The sequence below is a fragment of the Agrobacterium sp. CG160-95 genome (genome assembly GCF_053521725.1).
The window spans coordinates 96,110-117,792 of the sequence record NZ_JBNWDU010000002.1 but is presented as its reverse complement, the minus strand read 5'-3'; the positions used below and the strand labels follow the sequence as shown (position 1 = coordinate 117,792).

Annotated in this window: 20 protein-coding genes and 1 tRNA gene; 3 read left to right on the top strand and 18 right to left on the bottom strand. The window is 58.7% G+C overall.

Features of this window, described 5'->3' with window-relative positions; translation table 11 throughout:
- Positions 1-64: 64 nt before the first annotated feature.
- The 18 genes from ACQZ63_RS07200 to ACQZ63_RS07115 all read right to left on the bottom strand — a co-directional run bounded on the left by ACQZ63_RS07200 (position 65) and on the right by ACQZ63_RS07115 (position 18,076).
- On the bottom strand, positions 65-1,243 hold the full coding sequence (locus ACQZ63_RS07200) for an iron-containing alcohol dehydrogenase (RefSeq protein ID WP_111801859.1): 1,179 nt from the start codon (positions 1,241-1,243) through the stop codon (positions 65-67).
- Between the two features lie 97 nt (positions 1,244-1,340).
- The gene (locus ACQZ63_RS07195; RefSeq protein ID WP_025595347.1) at positions 1,341-2,072 is read right to left on the bottom strand and encodes an amino acid ABC transporter ATP-binding protein; all 732 of its coding nucleotides are present in this window, start codon (positions 2,070-2,072) and stop codon (positions 1,341-1,343) included.
- 29 nt (positions 2,073-2,101) lie between these two features.
- Positions 2,102-2,791 carry an amino acid ABC transporter permease gene (locus ACQZ63_RS07190; RefSeq protein WP_003511502.1) on the bottom strand — a complete coding sequence of 230 codons (690 nt, stop codon included), beginning with the start codon at positions 2,789-2,791 and terminating at the stop codon, positions 2,102-2,104.
- A gap of 76 nt (positions 2,792-2,867) precedes the next feature.
- Positions 2,868-3,728 (bottom strand): transporter substrate-binding domain-containing protein, encoded by an 861-nt coding sequence (locus ACQZ63_RS07185; protein ID WP_013761897.1) that lies wholly within the window; start codon positions 3,726-3,728, stop codon positions 2,868-2,870.
- 184 nt (positions 3,729-3,912) lie between these two features.
- Positions 3,913-4,608, bottom strand: a complete 696-nt coding sequence (locus tag ACQZ63_RS07180) for a GntR family transcriptional regulator (protein WP_111801860.1) — start codon at positions 4,606-4,608, stop codon at positions 3,913-3,915.
- A 144-nt stretch (positions 4,609-4,752) separates the two neighbouring features.
- Complete coding sequence (gene purU, locus ACQZ63_RS07175) at positions 4,753-5,637, bottom strand: formyltetrahydrofolate deformylase (RefSeq protein WP_003511505.1); 885 nt, start codon at positions 5,635-5,637, stop codon at positions 4,753-4,755.
- A 91-nt stretch (positions 5,638-5,728) separates the two neighbouring features.
- Positions 5,729-7,036, bottom strand: coding sequence for a type III glutamate--ammonia ligase (gene glnT / locus ACQZ63_RS07170; protein WP_065660505.1), 1,308 nt, complete (start codon positions 7,034-7,036; stop codon positions 5,729-5,731).
- A gap of 83 nt (positions 7,037-7,119) precedes the next feature.
- Positions 7,120-8,448 (bottom strand): FMN-binding glutamate synthase family protein, encoded by a 1,329-nt coding sequence (locus ACQZ63_RS07165; RefSeq protein ID WP_003511507.1) that lies wholly within the window; start codon positions 8,446-8,448, stop codon positions 7,120-7,122.
- 16 nt (positions 8,449-8,464) lie between these two features.
- Entirely contained in the window at positions 8,465-9,151 is a 687-nt protein-coding gene (locus ACQZ63_RS07160) for a GltB/FmdC/FwdC-like GXGXG domain-containing protein (RefSeq protein ID WP_003511508.1), read from the bottom strand.
- A 35-nt stretch (positions 9,152-9,186) separates the two neighbouring features.
- Positions 9,187-10,092 carry a class II glutamine amidotransferase gene (locus ACQZ63_RS07155; RefSeq protein ID WP_038494325.1) on the bottom strand — a complete coding sequence of 302 codons (906 nt, stop codon included), beginning with the start codon at positions 10,090-10,092 and terminating at the stop codon, positions 9,187-9,189.
- A 96-nt stretch (positions 10,093-10,188) separates the two neighbouring features.
- Positions 10,189-10,866, bottom strand: coding sequence for a helix-turn-helix domain-containing protein (locus tag ACQZ63_RS07150; protein ID WP_013761901.1), 678 nt, complete (start codon positions 10,864-10,866; stop codon positions 10,189-10,191).
- Between the two features lie 296 nt (positions 10,867-11,162).
- Entirely contained in the window at positions 11,163-11,525 is a 363-nt protein-coding gene (locus ACQZ63_RS07145) for a hypothetical protein (protein WP_448799143.1), read from the bottom strand.
- Positions 11,526-11,843: 318 nt separating this feature from the next.
- Positions 11,844-11,933: transfer RNA gene (locus tag ACQZ63_RS07140), tRNA-Ser, on the bottom strand.
- Between the two features lie 197 nt (positions 11,934-12,130).
- Positions 12,131-13,012 (bottom strand): dihydrodipicolinate synthase family protein, encoded by an 882-nt coding sequence (locus ACQZ63_RS07135; protein WP_013761902.1) that lies wholly within the window; start codon positions 13,010-13,012, stop codon positions 12,131-12,133.
- Positions 13,009-14,649, bottom strand: coding sequence for an ABC transporter ATP-binding protein (locus tag ACQZ63_RS07130; RefSeq protein WP_111801861.1), 1,641 nt, complete (start codon positions 14,647-14,649; stop codon positions 13,009-13,011). Before ACQZ63_RS07130 ends, ACQZ63_RS07135 begins: the two co-directional genes overlap by 4 nt.
- Entirely contained in the window at positions 14,642-15,565 is a 924-nt protein-coding gene (locus ACQZ63_RS07125) for an ABC transporter permease (RefSeq protein WP_065660432.1), read from the bottom strand. Before ACQZ63_RS07125 ends, ACQZ63_RS07130 begins: the two co-directional genes overlap by 8 nt.
- Before the next feature lie 14 nt (positions 15,566-15,579).
- Entirely contained in the window at positions 15,580-16,494 is a 915-nt protein-coding gene (locus tag ACQZ63_RS07120) for an ABC transporter permease (protein ID WP_003511517.1), read from the bottom strand.
- Between the two features lie 73 nt (positions 16,495-16,567).
- A complete protein-coding gene (locus ACQZ63_RS07115) occupies positions 16,568-18,076 on the bottom strand; it encodes an ABC transporter substrate-binding protein (protein WP_065660504.1) in 1,509 nt (502 codons plus the stop codon).
- Between the two features lie 320 nt (positions 18,077-18,396).
- Here ACQZ63_RS07115 and ACQZ63_RS07110 point away from each other — a divergent pair, with 320 nt between their 5' ends.
- From ACQZ63_RS07110 to ACQZ63_RS07100, 3 genes are read left to right on the top strand one after another with little or no spacing between them, the layout of a single operon-like run.
- Complete coding sequence (locus ACQZ63_RS07110) at positions 18,397-19,593, top strand: exo-alpha-sialidase (protein WP_111801862.1); 1,197 nt, start codon at positions 18,397-18,399, stop codon at positions 19,591-19,593.
- Positions 19,590-20,546, top strand: coding sequence for a 4-hydroxythreonine-4-phosphate dehydrogenase PdxA (gene pdxA / locus ACQZ63_RS07105; protein WP_003511520.1), 957 nt, complete (start codon positions 19,590-19,592; stop codon positions 20,544-20,546). The genes ACQZ63_RS07110 and pdxA overlap by 4 nt, the downstream gene beginning before the upstream one ends.
- Entirely contained in the window at positions 20,543-21,670 is a 1,128-nt protein-coding gene (locus ACQZ63_RS07100) for an iron-containing alcohol dehydrogenase (RefSeq protein ID WP_065704462.1), read from the top strand. Before pdxA ends, ACQZ63_RS07100 begins: the two co-directional genes overlap by 4 nt.
- The last annotated feature ends 13 nt before the right edge of the window (positions 21,671-21,683 follow it).

Genomic DNA, 21,683 nt, shown 5'->3' with positions numbered 1-21,683 from the left:
TCAAGTGGCGGAAATCTGTGGCTTGAAGTTGTGAAAAACAACAATTCTTACAGGAGGTTATGGCTCACGGCCCTTCCATGCGGCCGTCAAAGGCAAGTTCGTAAAGGCGCGTCATTTCCGCTGCCGTCGGAACCCGTGGGTTATTTGCCGGTGTGCCGGAGGCGAGGCCTTGCCGCACCATTTCCGGCAAAAGATCGAGATAGCGGGTTTTGTCGATACCGAATTCCTGCGGGGTCGGCACCTTCAACCGCCTGTTCAGGCCGATGAAAGCCTCCACCATCTTTGCGCCTGCTATCTGGTCACTGTCCGTCGAACTCGCGCAACCAAGTGCGCGGGCGGCGGCGGCATATTGCGGTAGAGCGGAATTCAACGAAAATTGTGTGACCAACGGCAGCACCATCGCATTCGACATGCCGTGCGGAACATGGAAAAAGGCACCGACCGGCCGGCTGAGGCCGTGGATCAACGCTGTGGATGTGTTGGAAACGGCAAGACCCGCATGCGTCGCCCCGAGCATCATCGCTTCGCGTGCTTCCCGGTTTTGCGGGTCGTTCGCGACTTTTTCGAGATTTGCCCCGATCAGTTTCAGCGCGGACAGCGCCAACGCCTCGGAATGGGCATTACCGTTGCGGTTGACCAGCGCTTCCAGCGCATGGGTCAGCGCATCTATGCCGGTATCTACCGTGACGCGGTAAGGGCAGGTCAGCGTCAGCTCGTAATCGATGATGGCCGCAACGGGCAAAGCGGCAGTGCCGAGGATGAGCATTTTTTCGCTGGCAGCCGTATCCGTCACGACGGCGGCGCGTGTTACTTCCGATCCGGTTCCTGCGGTTGTGGGTATGGTAATTACCGGCATGACGGCAAAATCCACGATCCTTGGAACTTTCAGCGCCCGCAGCTCTTCGCCACTAGTTGCAACGATGGCACCTGCTTTCGCCGTATCCATGGCGCTACCGCCGCCGAGTGCGACGAGACCATCATGACCGCCCCCGGAAACGCGTTTCACCAGTGTGGCGATGGATATATCCGTTGGATCTTCCACGACATCCGCAAAAATGGCGGCATCGATACCCTCGCCGCCAAGCGCCTGCAAAAGCGCATCCGCATGGCCGAGTTTCTGCATGACTGGATCGCAGACGAGCAGAGGGCGCTTCACCCCCAGAGATTTCAGCAGTGACGGCAATCGGAAACGGCTGCCCCCGCCGATGAGCATTTCGCGAGGCATCAGGACACGGTTTATCATTGCGGTTCTCCGCCACTATCATTCTGCGTTGTTCGGAACGGCCTAAGGCACACGATCTGAAGCGGGACTTCGTCATCCCGCTCCGGTCACCGTGGCCTCAATGCGCCAGGATTTTCGACAGGAACGAGCGTGCGCGATCCGTCTTCGGATTGGTGAAGAAGCTGTCCCCCTCGCCGATCTCGACGATCTCGCCGCCATCCATGAAGACGATGCGGTCCGCCACCTTGCGGGCAAACCCCATTTCATGCGTCACCACCATCATCGTCATGCCTTCCTGCGCAAGCGAGACCATGACGTCGAGCACCTCGTTGATCATTTCCGGATCAAGCGCCGATGTAGGCTCGTCAAAAAGCATGGCGACCGGATCCATCGCCAGCGCGCGGGCGATTGCGACGCGCTGCTGCTGACCGCCGGAAAGTTGACCGGGATATTTCTTCGCATGCGCGGTAAGCCCCACCCGCTCCAGAAGGGCGTTGGCTTTGACCAGCGCCTCCGCAGGGGAGCGGCCGAGAACCTTCTCCTGCCCGATGCACAGATTTTCGAGGATCGTCATATGCGGGAAGAGTTCGAAATGCTGGAACACCATGCCCACTTTGGAGCGCAGCTTAGGCATATCGGTCTTGGGGTTGGTCACCTCAACCCCGTTGACGGTGATGATGCCGTTGCCGATCGTCTCCAGCGCATTGACGCATTTGATCAGCGTCGACTTGCCCGAACCGGACGGCCCGCAGATCACGACGACTTCGCCCTTGGCGACATTCAGGCTGCAATTGGTCAGAACCTGAAAGGTCGGACCGTACCATTTGTTGACGGATTGAAGTTCGATCATGCTGGTTGCTTGAGACATCGGACTTCTCCCTAGTGTACGTCAGCCGACATTGGGCCGTAGGCCTTGCCGAATCGTTTCTCGATACGGCGCTGGATGAGTTCCCAGGCGGTCGTCATGGCGAGGTAATAAAGGGCCGCAACCATGAAGAGCTCCAGAACGAGGAACTTTTCCTGGATAAGAACCTGCGTGCGGCGCAGCAGCTCCTCCATGGAAATGATGGAGGCGATCGACGTTGTCTTCAGCACGCCATTGACGGAATTGCCAAGCGGCGGAATGATGATGCGGAAGGCCTGCGGCGCAACTATGTAGCGCATCACCTGCGCCTCGGTCATGCCGATGGCGCGCGCCGCATTGATTTGGCCTTTGGGAACCGCGGCGATACCTGCCCGGACGATCTCCGACAGATAAGCGGCCTCGCAAAGCGACAGGCCGATCAGGGTGGACTGCAGAACCGTCAGCTTGATGCCGAGCTGCGGCAGGCCGGTATAGATGATGATGAGCTGCACCAGCAGCGGCGTGCCGCGAAATATCCAGGTGTAGAAATAGGCCGGTCCGGAGAGGAACCGGTATTTCGACATGCGCATCACCGCAATGACGAAGCCCAGCGCAAGACCCGCCGTCATGGCAAAAACCGTGAGGCCGAGCGTCACCATCGCCCCCTCGAAAAGATAATAATTCGTCAGGTATTCGAAGAAACCTTCCCAGTTCCAACCCTTCACGTCTTTCTCCAATTCATGCGGGAATGGTCGCGGCGAGAACTCTCCCGCCGCGCTGACAGTTCAGATGGAGGAGATTTCAGCCTTCCGGACCAAGAACGGCGAGGTCGCCGGGCGCGATGCTCACGCCATAACCACCCATCAGCTTTTCAAGCGAACCATCGGCCTTCATTTCCTTGAGAGCAGCAGAGACGGCACTGGCGACGTCCTTGCTTCCAAAGGAAAGCGAACCGGGCGTAGGGTACATGCCGGAAAGTGCATGCGTGAACTCGCCGCGATCCTGGTATTGCTTGGCGACAGGATCGATGGAGACCGCGGCCTGAACCTGACCTGCCCGCAGCGCCTGATAGACGGTCGCGTAATTGTCGAACAGGTTTATGGTCATCGGCGCAAGACCGCGTTTCTTGAAGTCCTCGTTCAATTCCTTGATCTTGCGCTCGGCATAGCCACCGATATCGGTGCTGACGGCCTTACCGGCCAGATCGTCCACCTTGGTGATGGGCTCGGATGCACCGACGGCCGTTGAAATGCTGATGGCGAGACTCTCATAGGGGATCATGAACAGGATCTTGCGCCGCTCCGCCGTCACGAACAGGCCGGCATTGATCATATCCCAGCGGCCGCCCTGCAGGCCCGGCACCATGGTGGCATATTCCGTGCTGATATATTCGGGCTTCAGGCAGAGGCGCTTGGCGATTTCATAACCCAACTCGATACGAAGGCCTTTGAGCACACCCTGTTGGTCGGCATAGGCCATGGGCGGCAATGTCGGGCTGGTCGCCATCACGAGATGGCCGGGCTTGATGAGGTGATCGTTGGATATTTTCGGCGTGCAGTCCTGTGCAACGGCCGCACCGGCAAGAAGACTGATGACAAAGCCCGCCAGAGAGGTTTTGGCGCGCACGGCTATGCATTTCCGGGAAATCGGATTCCAGTTCATATTAAGCTCCGCTCTTTATATTATTTATTATGGCATACCATCACACCAAACGGATTGCCCTGTCAATAAGCGGTCATTTGTTTTTCTAAATTATTGTAAAACAACCATAAAATCAAAAAACCGCAGAGCCTGCGGCCGCCAACTGGGCAACCGCAAGACAAGCAGAACGGAGCGCCAAAAACCGTCAGTCAGCCGTTTTTTGCGCGGTGAGAACGGCTTCGGCGATAGCGCATGCGCTGGTGACATGATCGAGAGCGGCTTTGTAAGCGGCGTCCCCGTCACCTTTCCGGATCGCATCGACGATCTTTTTCATCTGCGCCGGACCTTCGGTATCGCGGCTTTTCGTCTTAATCGTCATGGAGCGAAGATGGTTGATCCGCACCGTCAGCAAATTGACGACGCCCCAGGCGACATGCCGGTCGATCTTGCTGAACAGCGTATGATAAAAAGACGAGGTATGCGCGAGAACACCGGGCATATCCTTGGCAACGTAACTTTCGCGAATATGCTCGAGTGAAGCCTCAAGCGCCTCGACAATGGCGGGATCGCGACGCTCCGCACAAAGGCGCGCCGCCATTCCCTCCAGCGCACCGCGGATTTCGTAAATCTGCTTGGCCTCGGCGAGATCGAGCAGCGCAACCATCGGCCCCTTGTTCTGCAAATTCGCCACCAGCCCCTCGGACTCCAGATGCCGCAGGACTTCGCGCACGATGGTGCGGGAAACGCCCAGCTGGGCGCAGAGATCGCGCTCTACGAGGCGATCTCCCGGACGGAAGTAACCGTTCACGATGGCGTCGCGCACCTTGTCGAGCGCAAGCTCCCTCAGCGTCTTGGTCGGACGCTCAACGCGAATGGCAGTTCCCTGCAAAGCACCGGTCATGGTATCACCTCGTTTGGCACATCCCGCTTCCGCCCGCCGGGCGTGAAAACAGGTTCTGGCTCTTTATATTATGGCGTACCAACTTATTTAGCCGCGCACCATGTTTATGGCAACAGCGCGCGACCAGCTTGTCGCAATGCCGCGTCACCCCATCCGTTCCGATGCATAGCTGCCCGGGCTTGGCGGGAAGACCACGGTGCGGTTACCGTTGATGAAAGTACGGTGGTGGATATGGGCGTGGATGGCGCGTGCCAGAACCTGCGCCTCGACATCCCGGCCGAGCGAAACATAATCCTCCGCGCTCTGGGCATGGGTAATACGCACAATATCCTGCTCGATAATCGGACCTTCATCGAGATCGGCGGTGACATAGTGGGCCGTCGCACCGATCAGCTTCACGCCGCGCTGATAGGCCTGCTTGTAAGGGTTGGCGCCCTTGAAGGACGGCAGGAAAGAATGGTGGATGTTGATGATCTTCCCCGACATCGTCTCGCACATCCGGTCGGAAAGCACCTGCATATAACGCGCAAGCACGATCAGTTCGGTTCCGGTGCTTTCGGCAATATCCATGATCCGGGCTTCAGCCTGTGGCTTGTTTTCCTTCGTCACCGGAATGTGGTGGAAGGGAATATCATGATTGACCACCACTTTCTGGTAATCGAAATGGTTGGAGACGACGCCGACAATATCGATCGGCAAGGCACCGATGCGCCAACGGTAAAGCAGATCGTTCAGACAATGGCCGAAGCGCGAGACCATCAGCAGGACCTTCATCCGCTCGGACTGGTCATGAAGCGCCACTTCCATGCCGAATTTCTGCGAGATCGGCATCAGTCCAGCCATCAAGTCGTCACGCTTTGCTCCCTCTTCGGAAATGAAGCCCACGCGCATGAAGAAACGGCCAGTGCCGAGATCATCAAACTGCGAACTATCGACGATGTTGCAGCCTTTTTCAGCGAGAAAGCCTGAAAGGGCAGCGACGATGCCTCGGGTGGACTTGCAGGTTACGGTCAGGACGAAGTTCGTCATCCGGCACTCTCTCTGTCATCGATATTGGAAAAACCCCGCGCTGTCTGATGAGCGCGGGGAAAAGCCGCGAGGGCGGCGGGGAAACCCGAACTCAAACGTCGAGCGTTGTCTGGTGCTCCCAGGCAGTGAATTGCGCGCAATAAGAGTTCCACTCGCCCTGCTTGAGCTTGAGATAGGCCTTTGAGAACTCCATGCCCAATGCCTGCTGCAGTTCCTCGTCCTTCTCGTATTCGCGCAGCGCATCGAGAAGATTGAGCGGCAGTTTCGGCGCATTCGTCACGGTATGACCTTCGCGATACATGTCTATATCGTGATGCGGACCGGGATCGGCCTGTGAGCGGACACCCGACAGACCGGCCGCAATGATGATGGCCTGCAGCAGATAGGGGTTCACGGCGCCATCCGGCAGACGCAGTTCGAAACGCCCCGGCCCTGGCACGCGAACCATGTGGGTGCGGTTGTTCCCGGTCCAGGTCACCGTGTTCGGCGCCCAGGTCGCGCCCGAGATGGTCCGCGGCGCGTTGATGCGCTTGTAGGAATTAACCGTCGGATTGGTGACGGCCGCAAGAGCGGAGGCATGTTTCATGATGCCGCCCAGAAACGTCTTGCCCTTGGCGGAGAGCCCGAAAGGCATTGCCTTGTCGGCAAAAGCGTTGACCTTGCCATCCAGGTCCCAGACCGAAATATGGGCGTGGCAGCCGTTGCCGGTCAGCCCCTTGAAAGGCTTCGGCATGAATGTCGCGCGCAGCCCGTGCTTTTCGGCAACCGACTTGACCATGAACTTGAAGAAGGAATGTTTATCCGCCGTCTGGAGCGCATCGTCATATTCCCAGTTCATCTCGAACTGGCCGTTCGCGTCCTCATGGTCGTTCTGGTAGGGTTTCCAGCCCAACTCCAACATGTAATCGCATATTTCCGCAATCACATCGTAACGACGCATCACTGCCTGCTGGTCGTAGCAGGGCTTTTCCGCCGTGTCGTACTCATCGGAGATTTTCGCGCCGTCCGGCGAAATCAGGAAAAATTCCGGTTCCACGCCGGTTTTAACCCGCAGCCCTTGCCCGGCCGCTTCCGCGATGAGCTTTTTCAAAACGACGCGCGGCGCCTGTTCCACAGGCTGGTCTTCCATGACGCAATCGGCAGCAACCCATGCCACATCCTTTTTCCAGGGAAGCTGGATGACCGAGGAGGCGTCCGGCACGGCGAAGAGATCGGGATGGGCGGGCGTCAGATCGAACCATGTGGCGAAACCGGCAAATCCGGCGCCGCCCTTCTGCATATCGGCAATCGCTTCTGCAGGAACCAGCTTAGCGCGCTGGCCACCGAAGAGATCGGTATAACTGATCATGAAATATTTGATGCCTTTTTCGGCAGCAAACTTGGAGAGGTCCAGTGTCACGTCATTCCCCTTTTTTTGAATATCAGACACTTCATCGAAAAAGACGGCCACATCCTCCCAAATGCGCCCGTCCATTGTGTTTTTTAAAAGCTGCCTTTACCCGGGAACCAGTTTGTTCCCGCCAGCGGAACCTGCGCCATTGCCGCAGCCTCCATGGTCAGAGCCACCAGATCTTCCGGCTCCAGATTGTGGAGATGGTTTTTGCCGCAGGCGCGTGCGATGGTCTGGGCTTCGAGCGTCATGACCTTCAGATAGTTGGCGAGGCGGCGACCGGCGGCGATTGGGTCAAGACGTGCGGCAAGTTCCGGGTCCTGCGTGGTGATGCCTGCGGGGTCTTTTCCCTCGTGCCAGTCATCATAAGCGCCGGCCGTGGTGCCTAGCTTCTGGTATTCGTCTTCCCATTTCGGGTCGTTATCGCCCAGCGCCACCAGCGCCGCCGTTCCGATGGCAACCGCATCGGCACCAAGCGCCAGAGCCTTGGCGACATCCGCACCCGAGCGAATGCCACCGGACACGACCAATTGCACCTTGCGATGCATGCCGAGATCCTGAAGCGCCTGTACTGCGGGGCGAATACAGGCAAGCGTGGGCATGCCGACATTTTCGATGAAGACGTCCTGCGTGGCCGCCGTGCCGCCCTGCATGCCATCAAGCACCACCACATCGGCACCGGCCTTCACTGCAAGTGCGGTGTCGTAATAGGGGCGCGCACCACCAACCTTGATGTAGATCGGTTTTTCCCAATCGGTGATTTCGCGCAGTTCAAGGATCTTGATTTCCAGATCGTCCGGGCCGGTCCAGTCAGGATGACGGCAGGCGGAACGTTGGTCGATGCCCTTCGGCAAATTGCGCATATTGGCGACGCGATCGGAAATCTTCTGGCCAAGCAGCATGCCGCCGCCGCCCGGTTTCGCACCCTGGCCGACAACCACCTCGATGGCGTCAGCACGGCGCAAATCCTTGGGGTTCATGCCATAACGCGACGGCAGATACTGATAGACCAGCGTCTGGCTGTGGCCGCGTTCCTCATCCGTCATGCCGCCATCGCCCGTCGTGGTGGACGTGCCGGCAATGGTCGCGCCACGGCCGAGCGCTTCCTTGGCGTTGCCGGAAAGCGCGCCGAAGCTCATGCCGGCAATGGTGATCGGCGTTTTCAGCGTGATCGGCTTCTTGGCAAAGCGCGTGCCGAGGGTGACGGTCGTATCGCACTTCTCGCGATAACCTTCGAGCGGATAACGCGAGATGGACGCGCCGAGAAACAGCAGGTCGTCGAAATGCGGCACCTTCCGCTTCGTGCCTGCGCCGCGAATATCATAGATGCCGGTCGCAGCCGCACGGCGGATTTCCGCCAGCGTGTGATCATCGAAAGTCGCGGACTTGCGTGGTGGGGTGAAGGGGTTGTGATAGCTCATCGGAAAATCCCTCGCCTCAATACGCGTCGGCGTTGTCGATGTTGAAATTGTAGAGCGTGCGGGCCGAACCGTAGCGTTTGAACTCGCTTGGGCTGACATCGGAGACGCCGGCTTTTTCAAGAAGTTCGGCAAGCTTCTCCAGATGTTCGGGCCGCATTTCCTTCTCGATGCAGTCGGCACCCAGGCTCTTGACCGAGCCGCGCACAAAAAGCTTCGCTTCATAAAGGGAGTCACCCAACGCATCGCCCGCATCGCCGCAGACAACGAGGTGGCCGGACTGACCCATGAAAGCGGACATGTGGCCGATATTGCCCTTCACGACGATATCGATGCCCTTCATGGAAATGCCGCAGCGGGAAGCGGCATTGCCCTTGATGACCAGCAGCCCGCCGCGACCGGTGGCACCTGCGTATTGCGAAGCGTCGCCCTCGATGACGACGGTGCCCGACATCATGTTTTCGGCAACGCCCGGCCCGGCCGAGCCGTAAACGGTGACCGTGCCGCCATCATTCATGCCGGCGCAATAATAACCGACCGAGCCGCGGACATCGACGATGACGGGGCTGTCTATGCCAACAGCGACGGCATGGTGGCCGCGCGGATTGACAACTTCGAATTCGGTGTCGTTTGCGCCCGAGGAAAGCCCATGGAGCGCGCTGTTGAGTTCACGCAAAGGCGTGTGGGAGAGATCGAAAACTGGCATGGATATGACTTTCGCAATATGCGCCGATGACGGTTTCACGCGGCCTTTTCATGGTCCCAGAAATAGACGGTCGCCGGCTCCGGCTCCCAGACGCGGGCATTTTCGATGCCGGGCAGATTGACCAGCGCGCGGTATTCAGAGCCGAAAGCGACATATTGATCGGTCTCGGCCATCACCGCCGGCTTGCAGGCGATGGGATCGCGCACCACGCCGAAACCGGATTTGGTGCCGACGACGAAGGTAAAGAACCCGTCGAGATCATCGAGCGCGCCGGTCAGCGCTTCGCCCAGATCCTTGCCCTTGGCCATTTCAGCCGTGAGATACGCGGCGGCCACTTCCGAGTCGTTCTGGGTTTCGAAGGTCATGCCCTCGCGTACCAGTTCCCGACGCAGATTATTGTGGTTGGAGAGCGAACCGTTATGCACCAGGCACTGGTCGGCACCGGTGGAGAAGGGGTGTGCGCCAAGCGTCGTCACAGCCGATTCCGTTGCCATGCGGGTGTGGCCGATGCCATGGCTGCCCGCCATAGAGCGCACGCCAAAACGGGCGACGACATCTTTCGGCAGGCCGGTTTCCTTGTAGATTTCCACGCTGTCGCCGGAGCCCATCACCCGCACATTGGGACGAATGGCGGCGAGGACCGAGCGAATTTCCGTGAGCTTTGCCGATGGAATATCCAGGACCGCGTGGGTGCTTTTCACCGCAACCGAAGCTTCAACGCCATTTTCCTTCAGCGCTTCGGCAAGGCCCGAAAAATCGGTGACGGGATCGGCCGACTGGATGGTTACTTTTGCCCGGCCATCGGCAGCGCTTCCATAGATCGCGATGCCGGCGGAATCCGGTCCACGATCCGTCATGGTCACGAGCATGTCCGAAAGCAGCTCACCCAGCTGCGGTTCAAGGCTTTTGTCTTTCAGGAATAGTCCAACAATGCCGCACATCGACAGGCACCTCCATTCGTTTCTGAATGAAGAGCTAGCATATGGAATTCCATCTCGTCAACTATCAGGAATATTTTTTTCTTCTAAGGCAACTTTTCAATCATTTGTCAGCCGCCTTTGCGGATAGGAAATGATCGACAGATAGCGAGCGGGAAGCTTCACCAGCTCCTCCGGTCCGTGCGGCGCATCAGCATCAAAAAACAGGCTGTCACCCGCCTGCATGGTGAAAAGCTGCTCGCCGTGGCGATAAACCACCTCTCCCTCCAGCATGTAGAGGAACTCCATGCCCTCATGCTGGAAGGTAGGAAATACATCCGAGTCCGTCGTCAGCGTGATGAGATAGGGCTCGACGGTGACGCCGCTGGTATTGTTGTCGATATGGCCAAGCAGGCTGTACTGATGGCCGGCGCGGGTGCCTCTACGCTCGATATTCACGCCTTGGCCAGCCTTGACGAAGGTGGCGCTGCGCGGCTCCTCGAAGCCACGGAAGAACGCCGTGATCGGCACGCCGAGCGCCTTTGAAAGCGTCTGCAGCGTGGTGAGGGACGGGGAAATATTACCGTTTTCGATCTTTGAGAGCATTCCCACCGATACGCCGGTGGCCGATGCGAGATCGGTGACCGTGATGCCCAGCTTCTTGCGATAGGCACGCACCTCATGGCCGATCGCCATTTCGAGATTATTGACCCTCGGCTCGCGAACCGCATGCGGGTCCTGCGACAAAAGCGCAGGCTCGGTCTTTGTGCTGTCCTTTGCCATGGGGTCCTCCGGCATAACGTGTTTTCCCTTCTTTAAAGGAAAACTATTTTAATTCAGAGGAAATTTTTACATCGCAGCAGCGGTAAAGCCTGCGGAAGGTCAGTACGTCACCCTGCCATCGGAGAGATCAGAGACGGCACCAGTATAGAGGCATTTCAGTGGACTACGGACAAGCGCTGTCCATAGTAGTCTTACGCAGATATTGAAGCTCACGCCTAAGACGCCGCCAAGCGGTGCCAAGAATTACCCGGCACCGCTGGATTTCGAAAGGCCCTTCGACCAGTCAATGGCAAGAACCGTTCCTGCGGAGTTCAGGCTTCGACCAGCTCGCGAACATCATCAACGAGAAAATGCACGATCACATAGCGCGTCGTGTATTTCTGACCGCTATCGGACACGCTCTCGACGCTGCGGCCGTCGGAGGGATGCCATTTCTGATAGTGAGGATTGTTGGCGATCAGCGTAATCGCCTTGCCCGAAAACCTGCCGGTCAGCCGATAGCGAGCCTCTGCAAGATGCCAAATCTTTTCAAAATCCTGCTGGCTGATGCGGGCTTTCAAAGCCTTCTTGGATATCGTTTCTTCGGGCGAACTGTCGTCGTGTGCCCCCGATGGAATATGCAGGTCAACCTCTTCCGCGCCGTCTAGCAGAAAGGCAAATTCGTCTGGCCACATCCGTCTCACGTATCGCTCCTCCCAAAGCTTATCGTCCTACAACACAATTATGATAGCGCCTCTGCCGTAAGAGGCAATGGCGGATATGAACGAGCAATTGCCGGCATCCCAATTTTTCGGGATCGTCACCATGTGGGCCTCCAACAGGTGCTGAAGATCGCTAGTGGGACGCAACGAAATGGAAGCCAACGGCTATCTCAACCAGTCTGCCTCCGCTGGCGCAAAGCGGCACCGGCTTCCCTACCAGACTGTAGCATCAAAGCGACCAACGAATGAATCAGGCTATCTCGGAAAAATCTTACGGCTCAGCGTAAATTATGGCGGAGAGGGTGGGATTCGAACCCACGATACCCTTGCAGGTATGCCGCATTTCGAGTGCGGTGCATTCGACCACTCTGCCACCTCTCCGCATGCGCGAACGCTTGCGTTGCGCGCTCCTCATAAACATCAATGGCGGGACTGACAAGGGAAATTTCGTGTTTGTGTCACAAATTATTCGTCCCGGACAAGGCTGTATAAATGCTTCGGCTTCTGGCCGTTTTGTGGATATTTTTCACGTGGCGCCACACGGCTTCACTCCTGCACGTCACATTCGGGCGGTGGCGTCACAGCTGTTGATAACGACGTAAGATTTCCACGATCCGATCGTCCTGTTCCTGATCCGGCAGAAGGGCGGGTTGCCGGCTGGCGCCGACGGATGGGTCCTGAAGGTAAAGCGAGCGCTTGACCATGGCGGGTGCAAAACCGAGCGCATAGAGATCGGTGCGAAAATCCGTATAGATCGCCTGCTGGCGTTCGGCCTCAGCGATATCGCTGGCGTTGAAAGCATTGAGAATGCCGGCAAGTACATGCGGGAGCGCGTTGCCGAGGCCGGAGATGCAGCCGGCGGCACCGTTCTGCAACGACCAGAGAACGAGATGATCCGGGCCGGAATAGACTTCGAAACCGGGCATCTCCTTTGCTACCTGTAGATAGGCTTCCAGCGTCTGCTGCGCACCGCCCGAATCCTTGATGCCGGCAATGTTGCCATGGGCGGCAAGTTTGCGGGCGGTTTCCGGCTCTATGTGGTTCTGGGTTCGGGCGGGAATATCGTAAAGATAGACCGGTGTTTCGACGGCGTCGGCCACAGTCGAGAAATGGCGGATCAGCCCATCCTGGGTGCAGGCGATGAAGAAGGGTGTGATGACGGCAATACCGTCGACGCCGATGCGGTCGAAGGCTTTGGCGAGTTGCAGCGTTTCGAAAGTGGCGGGCATGCCGGCGTTGACGATGACCTTCGCACGGCCCGCAACTTCGTCCACCACCTCTTCCGTCAGCCGGATTTTTTCTTCATGCGTCAGTGCGGTGAAATCGCCGTTAGTTCCGGCGCACATGATGTTGTTGCCAGCCGCCACCTGACGGCGCACCTGCGCACGGGTCGCTTCGTAATTGATGGTTTCGTCCTCGTTGAAACAGGTCACGAGCGCGACGAAGGCTTGTTTGGTCATGAAAGAACTCCGCTTGGATTTCCAATAGTGTGATCGGCATCGATCGGACGCACAGACTGCATATCGGGGTCGGGATCGAGGCTGGCGGAAAGAAGTGCGCGCGTATAGGCCTCTCGCGGCGCTTCGAAAACCTGCCGGACAGTCCCGAATTCCACAACCTCTCCCCGCTGCATGACCATGACGTGATCGGCAAAATCGCGGACCACCGGCAGGTCATGCGCGATGAAGATGAAGGAGAGGCCCATTTCACGGCGCAGCTTGTCAAGAAGTGCAACAACCTGCGCCTGGACAGACACGTCGAGCGCCGAGACCGCTTCATCGCAGATGATGAGCTTCGGCTCCAGCGCCAGCGCGCGGGCAATCGCGATCCTCTGCCGCTGGCCACCGGAAAACTGATGCGGATAACGGCGCATATGTTCCGGCGAGAGGCCGACCTGATGCAGCAATTCCGCGACCCGTTCGCGCCATTTCGCTTTGGGTAGTATGTCCGGATGGATCACCCAGGCTTCGGAAACCAGCTGGAACACGGTCATGCGGGGGTTCAGCGACTGGGTTGGATCCTGAAACACCATCTGTAAATCACGCCTGAGGGCAAAGAGTTCGGCAGGCGAAAGCTTGAAGAGATCACGCCCCTTCCACTCGGCGCTGCCGGCATCCGGCTCGTCGAGCCGGAGCAGAATGCGCGCGAGTGTCGATTTGCCGGAACCGCTTTCGCCGACGACAGCTATGGTTTCCCCCGCCATAAGGTCAAAGGAAACGCCCTTCAGTGCCTCGAATGCCCCATAACGTTTGCGCACATCGCGCACACGGAGGAGCGGTTCGCCGGTCGCATTCGGCTCGTGCATTTCGCCCCTGCCGGGGGCGGCGCTGATGAGCTTGCGGGTATAGGGATGCTTTGGGTTGCGATAGACCTCGCGAACCGTGCCTGCCTCCACCAGCACGCCCTTTTCCATCACGACCACGCGGTCGGCGATTTCGGCAACGACGCCAAGATCATGGGTGATGATGAGAACGGCCATACCGGTTTCCCGCTGCAATTCCTTGAGCAGGGCAAGAACTTCAGCCTGAACCGTCACATCGAGTGCCGTGGTCGGCTCGTCGGCGATCAGGAGATCGGGCCGGAGCGCAAGCGCCATGGCGATCATCACACGCTGGCGCTGGCCGCCAGAAAATTCATGCGGATATTTCTTCAAGGCTCCGTCCGGATCAGGAATTCCAACACGCGCGACAAGCCGCCTCGCCTCCGCTTCGGCTTTCGCCCTGTCCATTCCATGGGTGGTCATCGCCTCGCGGATCTGCCAGCCGACGGTATAGACCGGATTGAGATGGCTGAGCGGGTCCTGAAAGATCATGGCGATGCGCCGGCCATTGATCTCGCGGCGGGCCTCAGCCGGCATTGTCAGAAGGTCTTTGCCATCAAGAAATATCTGGCCGCCGCTGATACGTCCGGGCGGCATGTCGATGAGGTTCATGATGGCCGAGGACGATACCGATTTGCCTGAGCCGCTTTCACCCAGGATCGCAAGCGTTTCACCACGGTCGATATGATAGGAAACATCCTTCACCGCATGCACGACACCGCCTGCGGTGTGAAACTCCACGGAAAGGTTGCGCACATCGAGAAGATGGTCAGCCATGTTTGCGGCCTTTCATTTCCAGCCGCCAGCGCTGCACGGGGTCGAGCGCAATGCGCAGCCAGTTGGACAGCAGGTTGAGCGACAGGGTGGTGAGTATGATGGCAAGGCCCGGCCAGAAGGACAGCCACCAGGCGTTGGTGAGGTACTGCCGCCCCTGCGAGATCATCAGGCCCCAGGTGATTTCCGGCGGCTGAATGCCGATACCAAGGAAAGACAGCGCGCTTTCCGCCAGCATCACATAGGCGAAATCAAGCGTCGCAAGCGTTGTCAGCGTCGGCAGGACCACGGGTAGAATATGGCGGAACAGGATACGTTTGCCGGATGCGCCCATCACGCGCGCCGCCTGTACGAACATGCGTTCACGCACCTCCAGCACTTCGGCCCTTGTGGTGCGGATGTAAACGGGGATGCGGGTTATCGCCAGAACCAGCATCAGGTTGAGGATGGAGGAGCCGAGCAGATAAAGCACGATGACCGCGATCAACAGTGACGGAAACGACATGATCACGTCCGCGAGCCTCATGATGATCTGGCCAACACGGTTGGAGGAAAAACCGGCGATCAGGCCAAGCACGGTGCCGGTGACGGCGGAAAGGAAAACGGCACCGGCGGCGATCATCAGTGTATTTTGCGTGGCGGCGACGATGCGCGCCAGCAGCGGGCGACCGAGCGCATCCGCCCCCAGCCAGAAATACCATTCGCGTTGCCATTCGAACGGGGCAAGGTTGCGTCCACGCAGGTTCTGCTTCGTCGCCAGCTCGCCAAGCCACGCCGGGCCGACAAAGGCGAGAATGATGACGACGACGAGGAAGATCGCGGCGCAGAGGGCGAATTTATCCGCCCACAACATGCGCAGCATGCGCGTTGCAAAGGATGGCTCATCAATGATTTCTGTATCGGCGTTCGAAAGGCTCATGGCTGAACGTCTCCTCAGTGCCGGATACGTGGATCGAGCAACGCATAGGCGATATCGATCAGAAGATTCATCAGGAAGATCGCAAGCGCGGTCACAAGTATTGCTGCCAGCACGACGTTGAAATCGCGCTGAAGAATGGAATCGATCATCAGCTTGCCAACCCCGGGGAAACCAAAGATGGTTTCGACGATGACTGCGCCGTTGAGAAGGCTTGCCGCCTGATCGCCGATGACGGTGATGACCGGGAGCATGGCGTTTCGCAAGGCGTGGATGAAGATGATCGGACCCGATTTCACACCCTTGGCGCGCGCCGTTTTGACATAGGCAGAGGACAACGCACCGATCATCGAGCCGCGCACCACCTGAACGATGATGCCGAAGGGGCGCACGAACAGAACCGAGATCGGCAATATCCAGTGCAGCACCGAGCCGGTGCCTGAAGTGGGCAGCCAGGCGAGATTGACGGAAAACACCACGATCGCCACGATCGCAAGCCAGAAATCCGGCACGGAAGCGCCGATGAGCGAAATGGTGGAGGCCATGCGATCGAAGAAGCCACCGGAGCGGAAAGCGGCAAGCGAACCGACGACGATGGCTGCGGTGGTGACGAGCGACATGGTGATGACAGCAAGCCACAGCGTCCAGACGAAAGCCTCCAGCACCACATCCAGCGCAGGGCGGGCTTTCCTGAGCGATTCACCCAGATCCCCCGTCATCACGTCGCCCGCGTAGCGCAGGAACTGCACCATCAGCGGATCGTTCAGCCCATGCAGCGCACGAAACTGCTGCTTCAATTCCTCCGAAGCCTCCACCGGCAAAAACAGCGCGGCCGGGTCGCCCGTCAGGCGGGAGAGGAAGAAAACCATTACGATGAGGCCGATCAGGGAGATCAGGCTCGCAACGGAACGTTTTCGGATGAAGCTCAGCATGGTTACCTCCGGTGTTCAGCACGACGGCGAAGCTAAAGCTCCGCCGCCGCTCTTTGGCAGATGAGATACCGGCTTACTTGATGCCGATTTCCGAAAGCTGCAGCATCGAATTGGTGGCGATGGTGGGCTTGAAGTCCAGCCGTTCGGAGACGCGTGAGAAGCCAACCATGTGGAACAGCAGCACATCCGCCACGACATCGTCATGCAGGTAGGCGATGAGCTCGGACCAGAGCTTGGCGCGTTCATCGCCGACGGCTGCAGATGCTCGTTCGATCAAGTCATCCACCTTGGGGTCCGAGAAGCCGGATTGCGTGCCCTTGGTGGCATATTTGAAGAACATGGTGAAGGACGGATCACCCTTGGAATTGTCGTGCATGGCAGCGACGATCTGCGGTCCCCGGCCTTCCTTGAAGGGCTTGGAATAATAGCTTTCGTGCTCGGCCACTTCCACGAATTTGAGGTCGATCTTGAAGCCGACTTCCTGCAATTGCTGCTGGATCGCCTCCATGATCTCGGTGACATTAGGGAAGTTCGCGGTGCGCGCGATGATGGTGATCGGCGTATCCACCTTCACACCAGCAGCTTTTGCCTCCTCCAGCAACTTCTTCGCGCCATCAGGGTCGTAGGGGAAAACCTTTACATCAGGGTTCCAGCCGAGCGTGGTCGGCGGAACGAGTGCGGTGGCCAGCACAGCACCTTCGGGAACCAGCGTGCCGAGGAAAGCCTGCCGGTCGATGGCGAGGTTGAGTGCACGGCGCACCCGCACGTCATTCAGCGGCGCGATGTTGTGGTCGAGGCGCATGTAGACCGTCTCGCTGTCGAGATAGGAAAAGTCGGTCTTCGGGTTTGTCGCGTCGAGCTGCGAAATGGAGGGGGAAAGATCGGCTTCGCCGGTCTGCACCATGGCGGCGCGAACCGAGGGATCAGCGCGGAAAAGATAGGTCGCTTCCGTCACCTGCGGCTTGGCGCCCCAATAGTCGTCACGTGCAGTCAAAACAATCTGCTGGCCCGGTGTCCAGTTGGTCAGCTTGTAAGGTCCGGTGCCAACAGGCTCGCGGATAAATTCCATCTTGGTTTCTTCGGGCACGATGGTGACGAGCGACATCAGGAGCGGCAGAATGGGCTGGGCCGGCTCTGTCTTGAAGTCGATCGTATGGTCGTCGACAATCGTGGGGGTGACGGTCATACCGCCGAAGTAACGACGGGATTCGCATGCATTCTTGTCGCTCATGATGCGTTCGAAGCTATGCTTGACATCCTTGGCATCGAAACCCGTGCCGTCGGAAAACTTCACGCCTTCACGCAGGTGGAAACGCCAGCTGCCATCCGCGTTTTGCTCCCATTTTTCAGCGAGGCGCGGCTGCACGCCGTTCTTGCCGCGCACATCAAGCTCGGTCAGCGTCTCGCTGACATTTTCCATGATGATACGGCCAATATTGGAGCGGGTCGCCATGCAAGGCTCCAGCAGGTCAGCCTCTTCCGCCAGCACGATCTTGATCGGCCCCGACGCCGCAAGCGCCGGCGAAATCGCGGCGCTAAGGCAACCCATAACAAGGGCGCCCGCAATCAATGACTTCTTCATTCCGTTCTCCTCCCAGATCAGAAATTCAGCAACATGGCGGCGTGCCGCAAGAGGCATTCAAAAGCCCCGTCTCCTGCATTGAGGAGCATGGCGTGCGGATGATCGTCTCCTCCACCCGTTATCAAAGCATCGACGCTATCACATTTTTTGTCAAATTATTTTTCAGAAGGATTTTTTATTGAGGCCTAGTACAGAAGTTTTATCGTTATAAAACATACATTTATTTTAAGTCATCAAAAATTTTAGGACCTCTTTTTGTCTTAAATAAACTTGACAACTTTTTGAATATGTCATTTTCATCAGACCAAGAGGAGACCACGATGACCCCTGATGACATTGCTCACGCCATGACCGGAGCCATCCATGCTGTTTCGGAAAACCGGCACGAAGCTTTCCTGCCATCGCCGATGATCCAGAACCATGCGAGCTTTCTGCACCTTCTGCAGGACGGCACCCTGCTGTGCGCCTGGTTTGGCGGAACGCTGGAGGGAAAATCGGATATTTCGATCTTCGCGTCCGCGCTCACACCCGGCGCGAGCCGGTGGGGAGCGCCGCAGCGCCTGAGCAACGATCCCGCCCATTCCGAACAGAACCCGGTTATTTTCACCGCACCTGATGGCACTCTCTGGCTGTTTCACACCGCCCAGCCCTCCGGTAATCAGGACGAATGCCGCATCCGCATGGCGCGGGTCGTACGCGATCCGGCAACGCCGGAAAAGCTGTCCGCCGAAGATGGCCGTTTTCTCGATCTTCCGAAAGGCTGCTTCATCCGTGCGCCGCTTCGCATCCGCGATGACGGCGCATGGCTTCTGCCGATCTTCCGCTGCGTCCAACGCCCCGGCCAGAAATGGAACGGCAGCCACGATACCGCAGCACTCGGCATATCGAAAGATAACGGCCTCACATGGCAATTGCAGGAGCTGGCGGGCTCGACCGGCTGCGTTCATATGAGCCCGGTTGCGGGCGCGAATGGGCGCTACTCCGCTTTTTTTCGCCGCCGTCAGGCCGATTTCGTTTACCGCACGGAAAGCACAGATGGCGGTCGCTCATGGACAGAACCGCTGCCGACCGACGTACCGAACAATAATTCCTCCATCGCCGCGATCAGGCTCGCACACGGCAGGCTGGCGATGATCTGCAACCCCGTCAACGCCGCGCAATCCAGCGACCGTCGCGCCTCGCTTTATGATGAACTGGGCGAGGAAGACGACAGACCGGATGCCGATCCGAGCGGTGGATGTGTGCCCATATGGGGCGTGCCGCGCGCGCCGGTTTCCATCTGCCTGTCCGATGACGACGGCCGCAGCTTTCCTACCCGGATTTTGATCGAGGACGGGCCGGGCACCTGTCTGTCCAACGATTCGACCGACGGCCGCAATCTGGAAATGTCCTATCCATGGCTTCTGGAGGCAGCGGACGGTACCCTGCACGCAAGCTACACCTATCATCGCCGCGCAATCAAATATGTCCGGTTGGCGCCCGGCTGGGCAGACGCCAAGGACGGGAGAATCGGATGAGCAACATCATTGGTATCACCATGGGTGACCCCTGCGGCGTCGGCCCGGAAATCACCGTCCGCGCGCTTGCGGAAATGTCCGCCCCGGATAGGGAAGCAACGCGGATTTATGGCAACCTTGCCACGCTGGAAGCGGCGCGGGGTGCGCTTGGCATCGACATCGATCTTACTCGGAATGTGGTCGATCTGCCGGTGGAGGGTGCGCCGCTGCCATGGGGCACGCTGTCGCCGGTTGCCGGAGACGCCGCTTTCCGTTTCATTGAAAAAGCGGTGCGGGATGCCGAAGCGGGCGCAATCGGCTGCATCGTCACTGCTCCGATTAACAAGGAGGCCCTCAATCTTGCGGGCCACCATTATGACGGCCACACCGGCATGCTGCGCAGCCTAACCGGTTCTTCAGCCGCCTACATGTTGCTTGCCTCCGAGCGGCTGAAGGTCATTCACGTCTCGACCCACGTGTCCCTGCAGGAAGCCATTCGCCGGGCAACGACGGAGCGGGTGCTGGCGACCATCCGCGCTGGCAATGCTCATTTAAAGCGCATCGGTTACGAGCGGCCGCGCATCGCGGTTGCCGGTATCAATCCGCATTGCGGCGAAAACGGTCTGTTTGGCACCGAGGATGACGACCAGATTGCGCCAGCGGTTGCCGCCGCGCGCGCTGAAGGCATCGAGGTACACGGGCCGATCTCCGCCGATACCGTGTTCCACCGCGCCTATTCGGGCACTTTCGATCTGGTCGTCGCGCAATATCACGATCAGGGCCATATCCCGATCAAGCTCGTCGCCTTTGATACCGCCGTCAATGTCTCGGTCGATCTGCCGATTGATCGCACTTCGGTCGATCATGGAACGGCCTTCGACATCGCCGGCAAAGGCATCGCCAATCACGGCAACATGAATGAGGCCATAGCCTATGCGCGCAAGCTCGTGGCGGGCAAGGGCGCAAGAGGATGAACACCATGTCCACAGCCTCCATTCTCATCCATCAGCCGCGCAGGCTTGCCGTTGGCGCCGGCACCATTTCTCAGGTCGGCGCCTGGGCCGTCAAAACCGCTTCGACCCTGGTGATCGCCACGCCGCTGACCGCGAAATTTGCCGACCGGCTGCAATTGCAGGGTCCTTTCACTGTCTTTGACGCCATTCCCGGCGAACCGGACACAGGGACGCTCGATGCAGCACTGGCCGCAGCGCGCGCCGCCAAACCCGATCTCGTCATCGGCCTCGGCGGTGGCTCGGTGATGGATGTGGCGAAACTCGTCGCCGCACTCTGGAATTCCAGCCAGACGCTTGAGGATGTGGCAGGACCGAACAGGGTCGCAGGGCGCGACACCAGGCTCGTCCAGATCGCCACCACCGCCGGAACCGGCTCGGAAGCCGGGATTCGCTCGCTCATCACCGATCCCGTCAAGGGCAGCAAGGTCGCGGTCGAAAGCCCTCATCTGATTGCCGATTTCGCGGTGCTCGATCCGGAACTCACGTATTCCGTGCCATCAGCTGTGACAGCGGCGACGGGGGTGGATGCCATGGCGCATTGCGTGGAGGCTTTCACCAATCGCAAGGCCCATCCGATGATCGACGGTTTTGCCCGCATGGGCTTTTCGCTGGTGGGCAAATATCTGGCGCGCGCCGTTCGCGACGGCGCTGATACCGAAGCCCGCGAAGGAATGATGCTCGCCTCCTACTATGGCGGCATCTGCCTTGGCCCGGTCAATACGGCGGCGGGTCACGCCATCGCCTATCCGCTCGGCACGCTTCTCAACCTGCCGCACGGGTTGGCAAACGCTATCGTCTTCCCGCATGTTCTGGCTTTCAACCAGCACGCCGTTTCGGCAAAGACGGCGGAGGTGGCCGGAGCGCTTGGGCTTCGCGAGCATCTTTCATCCGATGATCTTCGCAAGGCAGCGACAGATTTCTGCGCCGGCCTCGGCATTGAAATGTCCCTTGCGCGGCACGGGGCAAGCGAAACCGACCTTCCCCGTTATGCGCAAGACGCTCACGCAATCCGCCGGCTGATGGACAACAATCCCGTCGATATGAGCCTTGATGACGTGCTCGGCATTTACCGCCGCGCTTTCTAATCGAAAGTCCGGT

Bases quoted from the DNA above. Each gene is read 5' to 3' on its own strand.
- ACQZ63_RS07200 (WP_111801859.1), bottom strand. From the start codon at position 1,243: ATGATAAACCGTGTCCTGATGCCTCGCGAAATGCTCATCGGCGGGGGC.
- ACQZ63_RS07195 (WP_025595347.1), bottom strand. From the start codon at position 2,072: ATGATCGAACTTCAATCCGTCAACAAATGGTACGGTCCGACCTTTCAG.
- ACQZ63_RS07185 (WP_013761897.1), bottom strand. From the start codon at position 3,728: ATGAACTGGAATCCGATTTCCCGGAAATGCATAGCCGTGCGCGCCAAA.
- ACQZ63_RS07180 (WP_111801860.1), bottom strand. From the start codon at position 4,608: ATGACCGGTGCTTTGCAGGGAACTGCCATTCGCGTTGAGCGTCCGACC.
- purU (WP_003511505.1), bottom strand. From the start codon at position 5,637: ATGACGAACTTCGTCCTGACCGTAACCTGCAAGTCCACCCGAGGCATC.
- ACQZ63_RS07165 (WP_003511507.1), bottom strand. From the start codon at position 8,448: ATGAGCTATCACAACCCCTTCACCCCACCACGCAAGTCCGCGACTTTC.
- ACQZ63_RS07160 (WP_003511508.1), bottom strand. From the start codon at position 9,151: ATGCCAGTTTTCGATCTCTCCCACACGCCTTTGCGTGAACTCAACAGC.
- ACQZ63_RS07155 (WP_038494325.1), bottom strand. From the start codon at position 10,092: ATGTGCGGCATTGTTGGACTATTCCTGAAAGACAAAAGCCTTGAACCG.
- ACQZ63_RS07150 (WP_013761901.1), bottom strand. From the start codon at position 10,866: ATGCCGGAGGACCCCATGGCAAAGGACAGCACAAAGACCGAGCCTGCG.
- ACQZ63_RS07145 (WP_448799143.1), bottom strand. From the start codon at position 11,525: ATGTGGCCAGACGAATTTGCCTTTCTGCTAGACGGCGCGGAAGAGGTT.
- ACQZ63_RS07135 (WP_013761902.1), bottom strand. From the start codon at position 13,012: ATGACCAAACAAGCCTTCGTCGCGCTCGTGACCTGTTTCAACGAGGAC.
- ACQZ63_RS07130 (WP_111801861.1), bottom strand. From the start codon at position 14,649: ATGGCTGACCATCTTCTCGATGTGCGCAACCTTTCCGTGGAGTTTCAC.
- ACQZ63_RS07125 (WP_065660432.1), bottom strand. From the start codon at position 15,565: ATGAGCCTTTCGAACGCCGATACAGAAATCATTGATGAGCCATCCTTT.
- ACQZ63_RS07120 (WP_003511517.1), bottom strand. From the start codon at position 16,494: ATGCTGAGCTTCATCCGAAAACGTTCCGTTGCGAGCCTGATCTCCCTG.
- ACQZ63_RS07115 (WP_065660504.1), bottom strand. From the start codon at position 18,076: ATGAAGAAGTCATTGATTGCGGGCGCCCTTGTTATGGGTTGCCTTAGC.
- ACQZ63_RS07110 (WP_111801862.1), top strand. From the start codon at position 18,397: ATGACCCCTGATGACATTGCTCACGCCATGACCGGAGCCATCCATGCT.
- pdxA (WP_003511520.1), top strand. From the start codon at position 19,590: ATGAGCAACATCATTGGTATCACCATGGGTGACCCCTGCGGCGTCGGC.
- ACQZ63_RS07100 (WP_065704462.1), top strand. From the start codon at position 20,543: ATGAACACCATGTCCACAGCCTCCATTCTCATCCATCAGCCGCGCAGG.